At 69.3% G+C, this 16,022-nt stretch carries 13 protein-coding genes; 1 reads left to right on the top strand and 12 read right to left on the bottom strand.

Translation table 11 applies throughout. The features are described 5' to 3' along the window. Positions 1 to 42 precede the first annotated feature (42 nt). The 9 genes from pssA to DSC45_RS35375 form a co-directional block, all read right to left on the bottom strand. On the bottom strand, positions 43 to 900 hold the full coding sequence (gene pssA / locus DSC45_RS35415; RefSeq protein WP_119296158.1) for a CDP-diacylglycerol--serine O-phosphatidyltransferase: 858 nt from the start codon (positions 898 to 900) through the stop codon (positions 43 to 45). Beyond that, on the bottom strand, positions 887 to 1,543 hold the full coding sequence (locus tag DSC45_RS35410; protein ID WP_119296157.1) for a phosphatidylserine decarboxylase: 657 nt from the start codon (positions 1,541 to 1,543) through the stop codon (positions 887 to 889). Before DSC45_RS35410 ends, pssA begins: the two co-directional genes overlap by 14 nt. 168 nt (positions 1,544 to 1,711) lie before the next feature. After that, entirely contained in the window at positions 1,712 to 2,917 is a 1,206-nt protein-coding gene (locus tag DSC45_RS35405; RefSeq protein WP_119296156.1) for an acyl-CoA dehydrogenase family protein, read from the bottom strand. Between the two features lie 2 nt (positions 2,918 to 2,919). Next, positions 2,920 to 3,507, bottom strand: coding sequence for a MaoC family dehydratase (locus DSC45_RS35400; RefSeq protein WP_119296155.1), 588 nt, complete (start codon positions 3,505 to 3,507; stop codon positions 2,920 to 2,922). Between the two features lie 4 nt (positions 3,508 to 3,511). Then, positions 3,512 to 4,474 carry an HpcH/HpaI aldolase/citrate lyase family protein gene (locus DSC45_RS35395; protein ID WP_119296154.1) on the bottom strand — a complete coding sequence of 321 codons (963 nt, stop codon included), beginning with the start codon at positions 4,472 to 4,474 and terminating at the stop codon, positions 3,512 to 3,514. Next, positions 4,471 to 6,519, bottom strand: coding sequence for a protein meaA (locus DSC45_RS35390; protein WP_119296153.1), 2,049 nt, complete (start codon positions 6,517 to 6,519; stop codon positions 4,471 to 4,473). Before DSC45_RS35390 ends, DSC45_RS35395 begins: the two co-directional genes overlap by 4 nt. Positions 6,520 to 6,541: 22 nt before the next feature. Beyond that, positions 6,542 to 7,879, bottom strand: a complete 1,338-nt coding sequence (ccrA, locus tag DSC45_RS35385; RefSeq protein ID WP_119296152.1) for a crotonyl-CoA carboxylase/reductase — start codon at positions 7,877 to 7,879, stop codon at positions 6,542 to 6,544. Between the two features lie 512 nt (positions 7,880 to 8,391). Then, entirely contained in the window at positions 8,392 to 9,207 is an 816-nt protein-coding gene (locus tag DSC45_RS35380; protein ID WP_205571505.1) for a TetR family transcriptional regulator, read from the bottom strand. Between the two features lie 112 nt (positions 9,208 to 9,319). Continuing rightward, positions 9,320 to 11,104 (bottom strand): 3-hydroxyacyl-CoA dehydrogenase family protein, encoded by a 1,785-nt coding sequence (locus tag DSC45_RS35375; RefSeq protein WP_119296150.1) that lies wholly within the window; start codon positions 11,102 to 11,104, stop codon positions 9,320 to 9,322. 314 nt (positions 11,105 to 11,418) lie between these two features. Here DSC45_RS35375 and DSC45_RS35370 point away from each other — a divergent pair, with 314 nt between their 5' ends. Then, positions 11,419 to 12,003 carry a HEAT repeat domain-containing protein gene (locus DSC45_RS35370; protein ID WP_119296149.1) on the top strand — a complete coding sequence of 195 codons (585 nt, stop codon included), beginning with the start codon at positions 11,419 to 11,421 and terminating at the stop codon, positions 12,001 to 12,003. A 10-nt stretch (positions 12,004 to 12,013) separates the two neighbouring features. Here the strand turns inward: DSC45_RS35370 and DSC45_RS35365 are convergent, their stop codons facing one another. From DSC45_RS35365 to DSC45_RS35355, 3 genes are all read right to left on the bottom strand, one after another. Beyond that, positions 12,014 to 12,556: a GNAT family N-acetyltransferase gene (locus tag DSC45_RS35365; RefSeq protein ID WP_119296159.1), complete on the bottom strand. Its 543-nt coding sequence runs from the start codon at positions 12,554 to 12,556 to the stop codon at positions 12,014 to 12,016. 162 nt (positions 12,557 to 12,718) lie between these two features. Continuing rightward, on the bottom strand, positions 12,719 to 14,332 hold the full coding sequence (locus tag DSC45_RS35360) for an alpha/beta hydrolase (protein ID WP_119296148.1): 1,614 nt from the start codon (positions 14,330 to 14,332) through the stop codon (positions 12,719 to 12,721). A 185-nt stretch (positions 14,333 to 14,517) separates the two neighbouring features. After that, positions 14,518 to 15,546, bottom strand: coding sequence for an Rv2578c family radical SAM protein (locus DSC45_RS35355; protein WP_119296147.1), 1,029 nt, complete (start codon positions 15,544 to 15,546; stop codon positions 14,518 to 14,520). Between the last annotated feature and the right edge of the window lie 476 nt (positions 15,547 to 16,022).

Genomic DNA, 16,022 nt, shown 5'->3' with positions numbered 1-16,022 from the left:
GGATCGGTTCGGGGCCCTCGTCGTACCGCTGTGTCAGGAAGGTCAGGGCAGCTGAGTCGCTCGCGCTTCCCTGCGGTTGCCGCGGAAGTTGCTCACCCGGCGGGCCGTGGCGAACAGCGGGATCACCGCGCCGAGCACCAGCTGCAGGGCGCAGCCGGTCTGCAGCAGCAGCTGGCCGCCCGGTGCGTCGAAGGCCCAGGCCGCGAGCAGACCCATGGCCGCCACGATCCAGGCGAGCATCGCCACCGCGAGCGGGCCGCGCGGCTTCGGGTACTCGACCCGGCTCACCATCAGCCAGGCCGTGCCCACGATCGCGAGCAGCGTCGCCACGAAGGGCAGCTCGAGCAGCACGATCGAGACCACGGTGAGCGCGCCGAACGGGCTCGGCATGCCCTGGAAGGTGCCGTCCTTCAGCGTCACGCACGAGAACCGCGCAAGCCGCAGCACCACCGCCAAAAGCACCACGATCGCTCCGACCGCGGCCACTCTCTGGTGCGCGTCGTCCGCCACCATGCCGTAGACGAGCACGAAGTACGCCGGCGCGAGGCCGAAGCTGATCAGGTCCGAGAGGTTGTCCAGCTCGGCACCCATCGGCGAGCTGCGGAGCTTGCGCGCCACGAGCCCGTCGAAGAGGTCGAAGACCGCGGCGCACAGCATCAGGATCACGGCTGTGGCGGCGCTGTGCCGGGCCATGCCCGACTCGTCGCTGCCCATCAGGTGCGGGATCAGGATGCCGGTCGTCGTGAAGTACACGGCCATGAAGCCGCACGTGGCGTTGCCGAGGGTGAGGGTGTCCGCTATCGACAGCCGCATGGACAGCGGCATGTCTTCCGTCGGGTCGTCCTCGTCATCGGCTCCGGGCGCCCACCCGGCCGGTGTGTCGGGATCAAGCACGGTCAATGCGAGTCACCCCAGCCACGGTCTTCTGCCCGACCTCGACGTCGACCTCGACTCCTTCGGGAAGGTAGAGGTCGACGCGGGAGCCGAAGCGGATCAGGCCGATCCGCTCGCCCTGTTCCACCTTCGTCCCCTGCGGGATGTAGGGGACGATGCGGCGGGCCACTGCGCCGGCGATCTGCACCATCTCGATGTCACCGAGCTCGGTGTCGAAGTGCCACACCACCCGCTCGTTGTTCTCGCTCTCCTTGTTGAACGCCGGGACGAATCCGCCCGGGACGTGCTCCACGGAGGTCACCGTGCCGGCCAGCGGCGCCCGGTTGACGTGAACGTTCAACGGGCTCATGAAGATCGCGACGCGGGTGCGTCCGTCCTTCCACGGCATGATGCTCTGCACCACACCGTCGGCCGGCGAGATGACCCGGCCCTGGGTGATCTCGCGCTCGGGGTCGCGGAAGAACCACAGCATCCCCGCCGCGAGAGCGGTCGCGGGAACGGCCACGGCCTTCGCGGCGCCGGAACGGCGCGAGCGGGCGAGGCTGATGGCTGCGGTGGCGACGGTCGGCAGGAGCCACGGCGATGCTCCGCGAGCAAGTCGGCCCCTGAGGGCGCCGTCGCGTGGTGCAGAGGTTTGGCTGTGGGGCATGGATGACCTTCGTAGCGGATGATGCCGCGCAGTGACGGGGGACGGCGGCTTTCGGGGATCGTACCGGTTGCGGGCTGCAACTGGGCAAGCCAGGAAGCCGAGTCGGTGGCCGAAGAGTGTTGACGCGGCGTGAACTTCATCCCGGCTAAATCACCCCAAAAGGGACGTTCAGCCCTGGAATCGATACTCTTCGAGTAGCCGCCTGCCAATGATCATTTTCTGGATCTCGGCGGTACCTTCGCCGATCAAGAGCATGGGAGCCTCGCGGTAAAGACGCTCGATCTCGTACTCCTTCGAGAATCCGTAGCCGCCGTGAATCCGGAACGCGTCCTCCACAACCTCTTTGCAGTACTCGGAGGCCAGGTACTTGGCCATCCCTGCTTCCAGGTCGTTTCGCTCACCGGAGTCCTTTTTGCGTGCTGCATTCACCATCATCGCATGGGCGGCTTCGACCTTGGTGGCCATCTCGGCCAGCTTGAACTGAATCGCCTGGTGCTGGGCGATGGCCTTGCCGAAGGTGTGGCGCTGCTGTGCGTAGGAGACGCCCAGTTCGAAAGCACGCTGGGCGACGCCGCAACCACGGGCGGCGACGTTCACGCGGCCGACCTCCACGCCGTCCATCATTTGGTAAAACCCGCGGCCGGTGGCGCCGCCGAGGACCCGATTGGCGGGAATGCGCAGTCCGTCCATGATGAGTTCGGTCGTGTCGACGCCCTTGTAACCCATCTTCTCGATCTTGCCGGGAATGGTGAGACCGGGGCGGACCTCTCCGAATCCGGGCTCCTTCTCGACGAGGAACGTGGTCATCGACTTGTGGGCCGGAGTTCCCTCGGGGTGTCCTTCGTCACTTCGGCACAGCACGGCGACGAGAGTGGACGATCCGCCGTTCGTCAGCCACATTTTCTGGCCGTTGAGGACGTACTCCTCGCCGTCCTGGACACCCTTGGAGGTGATGGCCGACACATCGGAGCCGAGCGCCGGCTCGGACATCGAGAACGCGCCACGCACCTCGCCGGCCGCCATCCGCGGCAGGAAGGTGTCCTTCTGCTCCTGCGTGCCGTGCTGCTTGAGCATGTACGCCACGATGAAGTGCGTGTTGATGATGCCGGAGACGCTCATCCAGCCGCGCGCGATCTCCTCCACGCACAGCGCGTAGGTGAGGAGCGACTCACCCAGGCCGCCGTACTCCTCGGGGATCATCAGGCCGAACAGGCCCAACTCCTTGAGGCCGTCCACGATCTGCTGCGGGTACTCGTCGCGGTGCTCGAACTCCGTGGCGACCGGGATGATCTCCTTGTCGACGAAGTCCCGGACGGTGGACAGGATCTCCTGCTGGATGTCGGTGAGACCGGCGGTCTGCGCGAGTCGGCTCATGGCTACTTCTTCTCCTGCGTCTTCTGAGGAGTGTCGACCAGCTCGGATCGAGAGGTGTCGCCCCGCAGGGGGGTCTGCTGAGGGTGGTGGTGGGCGACGGGCGGGCGGCCGGGCTGCTCTCCGCCCCGCTCCTTGATGTACGTCTCGGTGGGGACCATCACCTTGCGGCGGAACACGCAGACCAGCGTGCCGTCCTGCTTGTAGCCCTTGGTCTCCACGTGGACGATCCCGCGGTCGTTCTTCGACCTCGACGGCGTCTTGTCCAGGACGGTCGTCTCGCCGTAGAGCGTGTCGCCGTGGAAGGTCGGTGCCACGTGCCGCAGGGACTCGATCTCCAGGTTGGCGATCGCCTTGCCCGAGACGTCCGGGACGGACATGCCGAGGAGCAGGGAGTAGATGTAGTTCCCGACGACGACGTTCTTGCCGAAGTCCGTCGTGCTCTCCGCGTAGTTGGCGTCCATGTGGAGGGGGTGGTGGTTCATGGTGAGCAGACAGAACAGGTGGTCGTCGTACTCCGTGACCGTCTTCCCGGGCCAGTGCTTGTACACGTCCCCGACGGTGAACTCTTCGTAGGTGCGGCCGAACTGCATGGTCTTACGCCTCCGGGGCCTCGAACGTGGACGTGCGCTGCATGCCGGCGGCCCGGCCCTTGCCGGAGATGACCAGGGCCATCTTGCGGCTGGCCTCGTCGATCATCTCGTCGCCGAGCATCGCGGAGCCCTTCTTGCCGCCCGCCTCGGACGTGTAGTAGTCGTACGCGTCCAGGATCAGCTCGGCGTGGTCGTAGTCCTCCTGGGACGGCGAGAAGATCTCGTTGGACGCCTCGACCTGGCCGGGGTGCAGCACCCACTTGCCGTCGAAGCCGAGTGCGGCGGCGCGGCCGGCGACCTCGCGGTAGCCGTCGACGTTCTTGATCTGCAGGTACGGACCGTCGATCGCCTGGAGGTCGTTGGCACGGGCGGCCATCAAGATCTTCATCAGGATGTAGTGGTAGGCGTCGGCCGGGTAGCCGGGGGGCTGTTCGCCGACGACGAGGGACTTCATGTTGATGGACGCCATGAAGTCGGCCGGGCCGAAGATGATGGTCTCGGTGCGCGGCGAGGCCTGGGCGATCTCGTTGACGTTGTTGAGGCCCTGGGCGTTCTCGATCTGGGCCTCGATGCCGATCTTGCCGACCTCGAAGCCCATCGTCTTCTCGATCTGCGTGAGCAACAGGTCGAGGGCGACGATCTGCTGGGCGTCCTGGACCTTCGGCAGCATGATGCAGTCGAGGTTCTGCCCCGCGCCCTCCACCACCGTGACGACATCGCGGTACGTCCACTCGGTGGTCCAGTCGTTGACCCGCACCACCCTCGTCTTGCCCGTCCAGTCGCCCTCGTTGAGGAACTTCACGATGGTGTGCCGGGCGTCCGGCTTGGCCAGTGGGGCGCAGGCGTCCTCCAGGTCGAGGAAGACCTGGTCGGCGGGGAGGCCCTGGGCCTTCTCCAGGAAGCGCGGGTTCGAGCCGGGCACCGCCAGACAGGAGCGGCGGGGGCGCAGGCGATTGACGCTGGTCATGCGGGGACCTCCAGAGGGTCGAGCTTGTTCGCGGTGCGGATCTCGTCGACGATACGGCCGATGATCTCCGTGATACCGAAGTCCTTGGGGGTGAAGACGGCGGCTACTCCCGCCCGCTTCAGGTCCTCGGCGTCGGCGCTGGGGATGATGCCTCCGACGATCACGGGGATGTCGGGGGCGCCCGCCTCGCGCAGTCGGTCGAGCACGTCCGGCACCAACTCGGCGTGCGATCCGGACAGGATCGACAGGCCGACGCAGTGCACGTCCTCGGCGAGCGCGGCGGACACGATCTGCTCCGGGGTGAGCCGGATGCCCTGGTAGACCACCTCGAAGCCGGCGTCGCGGGCCCGCACGGCGATCTGTTCGGCGCCGTTGGAGTGCCCGTCGAGGCCCGGCTTGCCGACCAGCAGGCGGAGTCGGCCGCCCAGTTCGTCACCGGTGCGGCGGACCTTCTCGCGGACGACGGCGAGCGGCGTGCCCTCCTCGGCGGTCACCGTGACCGGCGCGGACGAGACCCCGGTGGGCGCGCGGAACTCCCCGAACACCTCGCGCAGCGCCTCGGCCCACTCGCCGGTCGTCACTCCGGACCGTGCGCACTCGAGGGTGGCCTCCATCAGGTTCTCGGTGCCGGCGGCGGCCTCCTTGAGGCGCTCCAGGGCCTGCTGGGTGGTCGGGTAGTGGAACGGATCGCCCATGCCCTGCCGGTCCGTGGACTCCTGACGGGTGGTCCGCCAGTCGCCGATGGCGCGCACCACCTTCGCCTCGACCTCGTGGTCGACGGTCATGATCGCGGCGTCCAGGTCGGCCGTAAGGGGGTTGGGTTCCGTCGTCTCGAAGATGTTGACGCCGACGATCTTGTCCTCGCCGCCCTCGATCTTCGCCCGGCGCTCCGCGTGCGAGGAGACGAGCTGCGACTTCAGATAGCCCGACTCGACGGCGGCCATCGCGCCGCCCATCTCCTGGATCCGGTCCATCTCGGCGAGCGACTCGGCGACCAGCGCGTCGACCTTCTTCTCGACGACGTGCGAGCCCGCGAAGATGTCCTCGTACTCCAGCAGGTCGCTCTCGTGCGCGAGGACCTGCTGGATACGCAGCGACCACTGCTGGTCCCACGGCCTGGGCAGGCCCAACGCCTCGTTCCAGGCCGGGAGTTGGACGGCCCGGGCGCGGGCGTCCTTCGAGAGGGTCACGGCCAGCATCTCCAGCACGATGCGCTGGACGTTGTTCTCCGGCTGGGCCTCGGTCAGGCCGAGGGAGTTGACCTGCACGCCGTAGCGGAAGCGGCGCTGCTTGGCGTTCTCGATGCCGTAGCGCTCGCGCGTGACCTGGTCCCAGATCTGCCCGAACGCGCGCATCTTGCACATCTCCTCGATGAAGCGGACACCCGCGTTCACGAAGAAGGAGATACGGGCCACCACGTCCCCGAACTTCTCCTCGGGCACCTGCCCCGAGTCGCGCACCGCATCGAGTACCGCGATGGCGGTGGACATGGCGTACGCGATCTCCTGGACCGGCGTGGCACCCGCCTCCTGCAGGTGGTAACTGCAGATGTTGATCGGGTTCCACTTGGGGATGCGGGACACCGTGTACGTGATCATGTCCGTCGTCAGGCGCAGCGAGGGGCCGGGCGGGAAGACATGTGTCCCGCGCGACAGGTACTCCTTGACGATGTCGTTCTGCGTCGTCCCCTGCAGCTCGGTGATGTCCGCGCCCTGCTCCTCGGCCACGACCTGGTAGAGCGCCAGGAGCCACATGGCGGTGGCGTTGATGGTCATCGAGGTGTTCATCCGGTCCAGCGGGATGTCCTGGAACAGCCGCCGCATGTCACCGAGATGGGAGACCGGCACGCCGACCCGGCCGACCTCGCCGCGGGCGAGGATGTGGTCCGGGTCGTACCCCGTCTGGGTCGGCAGGTCGAACGCGACCGACAGACCCGTCTGGCCCTTGGCGAGATTGCGCCGGTACAGCTCGTTGGACGCCTCCGCCGTGGAGTGGCCGGCGTAGGTCCGCATCAGCCACGGCCGGTCCTTCTGACGCTCACTCATAAGCCGCTGCTCCTCGCGGGGTTCAGACGTTCCGGAAGCGGTTGATGGCGTCGAGGTGCTGCTCGCGCAGCTCGGGGTCGCGCACGCCCAGGCCCTCCTGCGGGGCGAGCGCGAGGACGCCGACCTTGCCCTGGTGGAGGTTGCGGTGGACGTCGTAGGCGGCCTGGCCGGTCTCGTCGAGGGAGTAGACCCGGGAGAGGGTGGGGTGGATCTTTCCCTTGGCGATGAGGCGGTTGGCCTCCCACGCCTCGCGGTAGTTGGCGAAGTGCGAGCCGACGATCTTCTTGAGCGACATCCACAGGTAGCGGTTGTCGTACTCGTGCTGGTAGCCCGAGGTGGAGGCACAGGTGACGATGGTGCCGCCCTTGCGGGTGACGTAGACGGAGGCGCCGAAGGTCTCGCGCCCGGGGTGCTCGAAGACGATGTCCACGTCCTCGCCGCCGGTGAGTTCGCGGATACGCTTGCCGAAGCGCTTCCACTCGCGCGGGTCCTGGTTGTGCTCGTCCTTCCAGAACTTGTAGCCCTCGGCGTTGCGGTCGATGATCGCCTCGGCGCCCATCCGGCGGCAGATCTCCGCCTTCTGGTCGCTGGAGACGACGCAGATGGGGTTGGCGCCGCCGGCGAGGGCGAACTGCGTGGCGTAGGAGCCCAGTCCGCCGCTCGCGCCCCAGATCAGCACGTTGTCGCCCTGCTTCATGCCTGCGCCGTTGCGCGAGACGAGCTGGCGGTACGCGGTGGAGTTGACCAGGCCGGGGGCCGCCGCCTCTTCCCAGCTGAGGTGGTCGGGCTTGGGCATCAGCTGGTTCGACTTGACCAGGGCGATCTCGGCGAGCCCGCCGAAGTTGGTCTCGAAGCCCCAGATCCGCTGCTCGGGGTCGAGCATGGTGTCGTTGTGCCCGTCGGAGGACTCCAGCTCCACGCTCAGGCAGTGGGCGACGACCTCGTCGCCGGGGTTCCAGGCGTTCACGCCGGGACCGGTGCGCAGCACGACGCCCGCGAGGTCGGATCCGATGATGTGGTACGGCAGGTCGTGGCGCTTGGTGAGCTCGCTGAGACGTCCGTAGCGCTCCAGGAATCCGAAGGTCGCCATCGGCTCGAAGATCGAGGTCCACACCGAGTTGTAGTTCACCGAGGAGGCCATCACGGCCACCAGGGCTTCGCCCGGGCCCAGTTCGGGCACCGGGACCTCGTCCAGGTGGATGGACTTGCGGGGGTCCTTGTCGCGGGTCTCGAGACCCGCGAACATCTCGGTCTCGTCCTTGTGCACGGTGATGGCGCGGTACGCGTCGGGCAGGGGGAGTGCGGCGAAGTCGTCCGATGTGGCGTCGGCCGACTGGATCGCGTCCAGGATTTCCTTCACGGTTTGCCTCCGGCGAAAGGGTCTCCCCGGCCCGGCCTTGCCGAGAGCCTGGGGAAGCGTCGAGGGGAACGCTCGATGTGGCGTCGGGATTTTTTTGGAGGACTGCTCGTGCCGTCGGTTCGGCGGAGGTGGTGCGGCGGCGCCGGGTGGGCGCGGGAGGTGCCTGTGACGCAGGCGTCCGGGCGCCGGGCACACCTGTGTCAGGGGTGCCTGGGGGACAGCCGGCGTACGGAATTTCTCTGTACGCCGGCCGCCCGGACACCTTCAACGTATGACACCACGTGCCGGTCCACAAGGCACTCAGTGTCATGGATTCTTCTCAGTTGTCATTTGACCGCTTCAACTGAGCGATGATCGATCATTGCAGGTCAGGTGTGGTGCCTGCGGGGCCCTCGGCGCAGGCAGGGCAGACGTGAAGCGCCGTACGGGCCGATGACCGGCGCGTACGGCGCTGTGTGGGACGCCTCAGGGGCGCAAAGGTGGCACGGGGTGTCCGCGGTGCCGGAACGTGCTCAGGAGTGCTCGCGCAGGGCGCTCTCGATGGTGCGCATGACCTCGTCGAGCGGTGCGTCGGTGCGGGCCACCGTCACCAGGACGTCGCCGCTGTTCTGCACTGTCGCGGCGGGGGAGGTGCCGGCGGCCTGCGGGTCGCGGCCGGCGCCGATGCCGGTGCCGAAGGTCTTGCGGACGATCGCGAAGGCGTGGTCGAGCTGGGTCTCGAGGTCGCCCTGACCGCCGGCGCGCAGCCACCGGCGCAGTACGTGATTGTGCGCGGTGACCACCGCGGACGCCGCGACCTCGGCGAGCAGCGGGTCGTCGTTGCCGTCGTGGTGGGCGTGCTCGTCGAAGTGGCCGAGCAGATACCGGGTGAACAGGCGCTCGTAGCGGGCCACCGAGGCGATCTCCCGCTCGCGCAGGGTCGGCACCTCGCGGGTCAGCCGGTAGCGCTCCACCGACACCGCCGGCGAGGCCGCGTACATCTTCATGACCTCTTTGATGCCGCGGCACACCGTGTCCAGCGGGTGCTCGTGCGGGGCCGCCGCGGTCAGCACCGCCTCCGCGCGGATCAGGGTGTCGTCGTGGTCGGGGAAGATCGCCTCTTCCTTGGAGCGGAAGTGCCGGAAGAAGGTCCGGCGGGCGACTCCGGCGGTGGCGGCGATCTCGTCGACCGTCGTCGCCTCGTAGCCCTTCGTCGCGAAGAGCTCCATGGCAGCGGCCGCCAGCTCCCTGCGCATCTTGAGCCGCTGGGCGGCCGCGCGGCTGCCGGCCGCGCTCTCGGGGGCGTCGGGAGCGGGGGAGGTGCGGGGGGACTTGGCGGCCTTGGGCATGCACTGAACGTAACCCATGTACTCGGCCCGATGTGCCTGAGGTACGGACCTGCCCGGAACCGGGGCAGGGCCGCCCGACGGATCGAGCAGCCCTCCCCAGCCCGTACGTTCCTCAGCGTCGCGCATATTCGCGGAAGCCGCGGCCCGTCTTCCGGCCGAGGCAGCCCGCGGCGACCAGGTGCTCGAGCAGCGGCGCCGGCGCCAGGCCCGGATCGCGGAACTCCTTGTGCAGCACCCGCTCGATGGCGAGCGACACATCGAGCCCGACGACGTCCAGGAGCTCGAAGGGCCCCATCGGGTAGCCGCCGCCGAGCCGCATCGCGGTGTCGATGTCGTCCAGGGTCGCGTAGTGCTCCTGGACCATCTTGATCGCGTTGTTCAGGTACGGGAAGAGCAGCGCGTTCACGATGAAACCGGCCCGGTCTCCGCAGTCCACCGGGTGCTTGCGGATCCGGGTGCACACGTCGCGGACCGTCGCATGCACCTCGTCCGCGGTGAGGACCGTGCGCACCACCTCGACCAGCTTCATCGCCGGCGCCGGATTGAAGAAGTGCATACCGATCACGTCCTGTGGACGCGAGGTGGCGCGCGCGCAGGCCACCACCGGCAGCGAGGAGGTGGTGGTGGCGAGCACGGCGCCGGGCTTGCACACCTTGTCCAGGGTGGTGAACAGCTGCTGCTTCACCTCCAGGTCCTCGGCGACCGCCTCGACCGCCAGATCGACCTCCGCGAATGCGTCGAGCGAACCGGCGGGCGTGATCAGGGCGAGCGTCCCGTCGGCCTTCTCCCGGGTCGTACGGCCTTTGTCCACCGCGCGCGAAAGTGACTTGGCGATACGGGACTTGGCCCTTTCCGCCTTTTCGTCGCTGCGCGCCGCGAGCACCACGCGGTAGCCGGCCTTCGCGAACACCTCCGCGATGCCCGACGCCATCGTCCCGGAGCCCGCGACCCCCACCGAGGACACCGGCCGCCCGGTGGCGAGCGGACCGTCCTCGGCCGGAGTCAGCGCGTCACGGACCGCGGCGGCACTGCCCGGGGCCTCGTACGTGTAGAAGCCGCGGCCCGCCTTGCGGCCGGTCAGACCCGCCTCGCTCAGCTGCCCGAGGATCGGTGCGGGCGCGTGCAGCCGGTCGTGCGAATCGGCGTACATCGCCTCGAGGACGGTGCGTGCGGTGTCCACGCCGATCAGGTCGAGCAGGGCGAGCGGGCCCATCGGCAGCCCGCAGCCCAGCTTCATCGCGGCGTCGATGTCCTCGCGGGTCGCGTACTTCGCCTCGTACATGGCGGCGGCCTGGTTGAGATAGCCGAACAGCAGCCCGTCGGCGACGAATCCGGGGCGGTCGCCGACCGAGACCGGCTCCTTGCCGAGGTCCAGCGCGAGGGCCGTCACCGCGTCCACGACACCGGGGTCGGTGAGCACCGAGGAGACCACCTCGACGAGCTTCATCGCGGGGGCGGGATTGAAGAAGTGCAGGCCCACGACGCGTTCCGGGTGCGCGGAGTCGGCGGCGAGACGGGTCACCGACAGGGCGTTGGTGCCGGTGGCGAGGATCGCGTCGGGGCGCACCACGGCGTCGAGTTCCCTGAGGACCTGGTGCTTGATCTCGTACGACTCAGGGACGACCTCGATGACCAGATCCGCGTCGGCGGCGGCCGCGAGCTCCGAGTGGGTGCGGAAGCGGCCGAGGGCCTCGGAGCGCCGCTCCTCGGTGAGCCGGTCGCGCTGCACGGCGCGAGCCGTCGAAGTCTCGAGGGAGGTGACGGCCTGTGCGGCAGCCACCTCGCTGATGTCGATGCCGATGACCTCGCGGCCGGCGCGGGTGAGCACTTCGGCAATGCCGGTGCCCATGGTGCCGAGACCGACGACGGCCACGGTCTGCAGGGAGGTACGGTCCATCGCGGACTCCAGGAAGTGAGTGACGACTGAGTCGGGACGCACGACGGGCGGCAGGAAAAGGCCTGCCCTGTGCGGGAGTTGAGTGTCGACGCCGGGCGCGTGAGTGCACCGGGCGTTCAGAGCGACGGGTGCTGTCCCACAACCGCGTCGTACGCGTACTGCTCACTGCCGAACCGACTGGCGCTCGCGGCGGCTGCGTCACCAGGCCGCCGTGAGGTGCGGGAGTCAACCCGCTCGTATGAGCTTAACCGGCCGGTAACGAGCGCGCCAGACCTGGGGGTGTGTGACGTGGATCGCTCGATACCCTGGACCGCATGGACGAACTGTTGCAGTCGGTGACGGAACGCTTACGGGGAGAGGCGGACGCGGCAGGAGCCGCAGCCGCCTGCCGACTCCTCAGCTCGACCAACGATCACGACACGCTCGCCCGTGTCCTGGTGGAACCCGAACGCCCCTTGTGGGCAAGGGAGATGGCAGCCTTCCGGCTCGGCCGGGCCGGCGACCGAAGAGCCTTCGAGACCCTGATCCTGCTGCTCAACCACCGCGACCCCGACCGCTGCGAGGCCGCCGCCCACGCCTTGGCCCGGCTCGGCGACCCACGCACGGCACGCGCGGCCGCCGCCCTCGCCACCAATGAACTCCGGGTCGCCTACGCCCTGCACCCGGTGCGGCTGCTCACCGTCCTGCGTGCGCCGGAGTCCGCACCGGCGCTGATCACCGCTCTGGAACGGCGACTTGCCGCACCCCGCGACCCGTACTGGCGGGTCGCCCTGGCCTGCGTCGAGGGACTCGGCGCACTCGGCGACCCGCGCGCGGAACCGGTCCTCACCGCCGCCACCGCACACCCACGTCTCGCCGCCGCGGCAGCGGGCGCACTGGGGCGGGTGGTCCAGGTGTGAGACCGGGCCCTCAAGTGCGGGGCAGGGGGCGGCAGTAGCGGACCTCGGGTGCCGGGACTCCGTCCACCTCGCACGGGTCGTGCGCGCCGTCCGCGGTGAAACCGGACCGCTCGTAGAAACGACGGGCGAGGACGTTGCCCTCCAGGACCCACAGGAGAAGCCGGCCGTGCCCCGCCGCAGCGGCCATTTCGAGCAGCGCGGTCAGCAGCGCGCGACCGGCACCCGTACCGAACGCGTGCGGGTCCACGTACAGCGCGTACAACTCACCGTCCGGACGATCGGCGGGCTCCGGAGCGGACCCACCGCCGGGGCGGTACGGGCCGACGCAGCCCCAGCCGATCGCCACGCCGTCCCGCTCCGCGACCAGATCGGTGGTCAACGGGTCGCGGTGCAGGAGGCGTTCGCGTTGCCTGGCGGCGTTCTCCGTGACGTCCATCGCGTCGAGATGCCCGTCCGGGACCAGCCCGCGGTAGGCGCTCTGCCAGCCCCGGACCCGGATTGCCGCCACCGCCTCGGCGTCCGCCAGGGTCATCGCACGTACGCGGATACTCATGGCGCGGAGCGCTCGGTCCCCGGTGTGCTCGGTCGCGGTGGAGGCGGCCGGGTGGACGTGAGGTGGCGGGCCAGGGAGCTCATGGGCGGAGTCGATCATGAGTGGCCTCCGCGGGTCCAGAGGCTGCCGGCGTCGACGTGGCAGCCTCCGGACGTACCGCGGTCAGGAACGGTGCCCCAGCAACCCGTGCAACGCGGCGCCCTGCGCACCGCGCGACGGCGCCCTGTCCGCGCCGTCGGAGGAGCCCGTCCGGGCCGCCTTCGCCGGTTCCGGATCGGGCAGCGCCTCGCACGTCGCGTCGGCGGCACCCGTGCTGCGCGGCACCTTGCCGGTGGCCAGATAGTCCGCGAGGTGGCGGTCGAGACAGTCGTTCCCGGCGAGCGTCACACCATGGTTCGCGCCGCCCTCCTCGACGACGAGGCTCGAACCACGCAGCCGGTGATGCAGGGAGACCGCACCCTCGTACGGGGTGGCCGCGTCCTCGGTGGCCTGGAAGAGCAGTACCGGCGGAAGCTTCGCGTTGGTCACATCGGTCGGCTCCAGCGAACGCGTCGGCCAGAACGCGCACGGGGCGTTGTACCAGGCGTTGTTCCAGGTGATGAACGGTGCCTTCGCGTGCGAGCGCCACATGTCGTGCCGCCACTGGTTCCAGTTGCGCGGCCAGCCGGCGTCACGGCACTGCACGGCGGTGTAGACCGAGTAGCCGTTGTCACCCGCCGCGTCCACCGCACCGAACTTCTTGTACGCCTCGACCAGCGGCTCCGTCTTCCCGTCGTTCGCGTACGCGGCGAAGGCCTCGGCCAGGTCGGGCCAGTAGCCGTTGTAGTAGCCGCCGGGCAGGAAGGTGTCCTCGAGCTCGGCCGGCCCCACCTTGCCGCCGGCCGGCTTCCGGGCGAGCGCCTGGCGCGTACGCGTCCACTGCGCCTCGACCTCCGCCGGGTCCTGGCCCAGCCCGTACGTGGTGTCGTGCTTCGCGACCCAGGCGGTGAATGCCTGCTGGCGGGACTCGAAGGCGGTGTTCTGGCCCAGGTTGTTCTCGTACCAGACGCCCGACGGGTCGACGACGGAGTCGAGGACGGCCCGCCGTACCCGCTCCGGGTGCAGCTTGGCGTACACCGCTCCGAGGTACGTGCCGTAGGAGTAGCCGAGGTAGTTGATGCGTTCGGCGCCGAGCGCCCGGCGGATCACGTCCATGTCCTCGGCGGCGCTGACGCTGTCCATGTACCGCAGCAGCGGTCCGTGCTTCGTGCCGCAGGACTCGGCGAAGTCCTTGACCCGCGCCAGGTTGGCCCGCTCGGCCGCGCCTCCGGCTGGCAGCGAGTCGGGCCTGACCGGGTCGAAGTACCCGGGCTTGCAGTCGAGCGCGGGCTTGCTCGCGCCGACGCCGCGCGGGTCGAAGCCGATGACGTCGTACTGGGACGCGACGTCCTTCGGCAGCGAGCGCGCCACGAAGCCGGCCAGCGAGCGGCCGCTGCCGCCGGGGCCACCGGGGTTCACCAGAAGCGGGCCCTGCGACTTCTTCGCCGTGTGCGGCACCCGGGAGAGGGCCAGCGAGATCTGCCGGCCGCCGGGCCGGTCGTGATCGAGCGGTGCCTTCACCGTGGCGCACTGCAGCGTGGGATAGGTGTCGGTGGAGCAGTCCGTCCAGTTGACGGCCCTCGGTGCGGGCGCGGCCCGGACGGCAGGTGCTCCAGTGCCTGCGGCGGACGGCGACGCCGTGATCATGCCACTCAGTACGGCGGCGGTGCCGAGCACGGCGACTGCGCGTTTTCTCATCCGACCTCCCGGGACGGGGAAACTCCGGACTGTGCCGGTCACAGTCCGAGGCGCATCGTCCCGGAAAACCCGCCCGGAAAGGCGTATTCAGGGCCGTAGTCGGCCGGAAGGGGGCAATGTGACGGGCAAGCAGCGCCCGAGTGGCCCCCGGCGGACGGCATCCGCGGCGGAGCGTCCGCGTGCCGTCAGAGCAGGGTGAGCTGAGTCGGAGCCACTTCGGGTACGGGCGTCGGCTCCGGAGCGGGGGATATCCGACGGGCCGCCCCGCGCGCCGCGGGCCCGATGCCGAATTCCTCGGCCAGTTCGTGCACTTGGCCGGTGATCCGGCGCTGGTACCAGGTGGGCGCGTAGGCCCCGTCGGCGTACAGGCGCTCATAGCGTCGTACGAGATGGGGGTGGTGCTCGGCCAGCCATGCCATGAACCACTCGCGCGCGCCCGGCCGCAGGTGCAGCACCAGGGGGGTCACCGAGCCGGCACCCGCCTCGGCGATCGCCCGCACCGTCGCCCGGAGCGCAGCGGGGGAGTCGCCCAGGAACGGGATCACCGGCGCCATCAGGACGCCGCAGTCGATGCCGTGCTCGCTCAGGGTCCGAACGACGTCGAGGCGGCGCTGCGGCGAGGGAGTGCCGGGCTCGACGGTGCGCCACAGTGCCTGGTCCGTGAAGCCGACCGAGACCGAGATACCGACCTCGGTGACCGCGGCCGCCTCCCGCAGCAGGTCCAGGTCGCGCAGGATCAGCGTGCCCTTGGTGAGGATCGAGAACGGATTGGCGTGGTCGCGCAGAGCCGCGATGATCCCCGGCATCAGACGGTAGCGGCCCTCGGCCCGCTGGTAGCAGTCGACGTTGGTGCCCATGGCGATGTGGTCGCCGCTCCAGCGGCGGGCCGCCAGCTGACGGCGGAGCAGCTCGGGTGCGTTGATCTTGACCACGATCTGCGAGTCGAAGTCGAGGCCGGTGTCGAGGTCCAGATAGCTGTGCGTCTTGCGCGCGAAGCAGTAGACGCACGCGTGTGTGCAGCCCCGATAGGGGTTGACCGTCCACTCGAAAGGCATGCGCGAGGCTCCCGGCACGCGGTTCACGATCGAACGGGCCCGTATCTCGTGGAAGGTCACACCCCGGAATTCCGGGGTGTCGAACGTCCTGGTGGTCACGGTCTCCGCGCCGAAGAGCGCGGCGTCCGTCGGCCCCTCGGTGAGGTTGTCCCAGCGCATGTTGCCTCCTGGATAGCACTGCCACCGAGAATAGAACATACGTTCCCTTGATCGTGCGAACCGAGCCCAAGGCGTGTCGCGGCGCCGCGCGATTCCTGGGGGCGGGGCAAGCGTGTGGGTGCGGGGTGCCTGGTCAGGCGGGTGACGCCGTTCCCGGCGGCCCGACGGCCGTGGGGAAGTCTGCGGCGGCTGCCGCGAAGCGTCGGCGAGATGTGCGGGGGCATCGATCCGCCACCGCTCAGGTCTGCTCGTCCGTACGCGACCGTCGGGTTTTCCCCACCCCGCATCCGCCGGGAGACGCCATGGTCTGCGATCAGCGCGGTCCGTAGCTTCGGAAGCATCGGCCGGGGAAGATCACGAGAGGGCGGACCATGGGGCTGCGCAGGGGCAAGCGTCGGCAGGCGGACGAGGGGCCGGAGGCCGCGGCGGCTGATTCTGGTCTTGCGGTGGAGTTGCGGGGTGTGCGGCGGGTGTAT

It is taken from the genome of Streptomyces sp. YIM 130001 (assembly GCF_003574445.1).
In the GTDB taxonomy this organism is placed as follows: domain Bacteria; phylum Actinomycetota; class Actinomycetes; order Streptomycetales; family Streptomycetaceae; genus Streptomyces.
Note: the sequence above shows the minus strand (reverse complement) of the source record. Positions and strands in the feature narration are given on the sequence as shown.

Excerpts from the sequence above, each read along its gene's own strand:
- DSC45_RS35410 (WP_119296157.1), bottom strand. The coding sequence starts at position 1,543 with ATGCCCCACAGCCAAACCTCTGCACCACGCGACGGCGCCCTCAGGGGC.
- DSC45_RS35405 (WP_119296156.1), bottom strand. The coding sequence starts at position 2,917 with ATGAGCCGACTCGCGCAGACCGCCGGTCTCACCGACATCCAGCAGGAG.
- DSC45_RS35400 (WP_119296155.1), bottom strand. The coding sequence starts at position 3,507 with ATGCAGTTCGGCCGCACCTACGAAGAGTTCACCGTCGGGGACGTGTAC.
- DSC45_RS35395 (WP_119296154.1), bottom strand. The coding sequence starts at position 4,474 with ATGACCAGCGTCAATCGCCTGCGCCCCCGCCGCTCCTGTCTGGCGGTG.
- DSC45_RS35390 (WP_119296153.1), bottom strand. The coding sequence starts at position 6,519 with ATGAGTGAGCGTCAGAAGGACCGGCCGTGGCTGATGCGGACCTACGCC.
- DSC45_RS35380 (WP_205571505.1), bottom strand. The coding sequence starts at position 9,207 with ATGCCCAAGGCCGCCAAGTCCCCCCGCACCTCCCCCGCTCCCGACGCC.
- DSC45_RS35375 (WP_119296150.1), bottom strand. The coding sequence starts at position 11,104 with ATGGACCGTACCTCCCTGCAGACCGTGGCCGTCGTCGGTCTCGGCACC.
- DSC45_RS35370 (WP_119296149.1), top strand. The coding sequence starts at position 11,419 with ATGGACGAACTGTTGCAGTCGGTGACGGAACGCTTACGGGGAGAGGCG.
- DSC45_RS35365 (WP_119296159.1), bottom strand. The coding sequence starts at position 12,556 with ATGAGTATCCGCGTACGTGCGATGACCCTGGCGGACGCCGAGGCGGTG.
- DSC45_RS35360 (WP_119296148.1), bottom strand. The coding sequence starts at position 14,332 with ATGAGAAAACGCGCAGTCGCCGTGCTCGGCACCGCCGCCGTACTGAGT.
- DSC45_RS35355 (WP_119296147.1), bottom strand. The coding sequence starts at position 15,546 with ATGCGCTGGGACAACCTCACCGAGGGGCCGACGGACGCCGCGCTCTTC.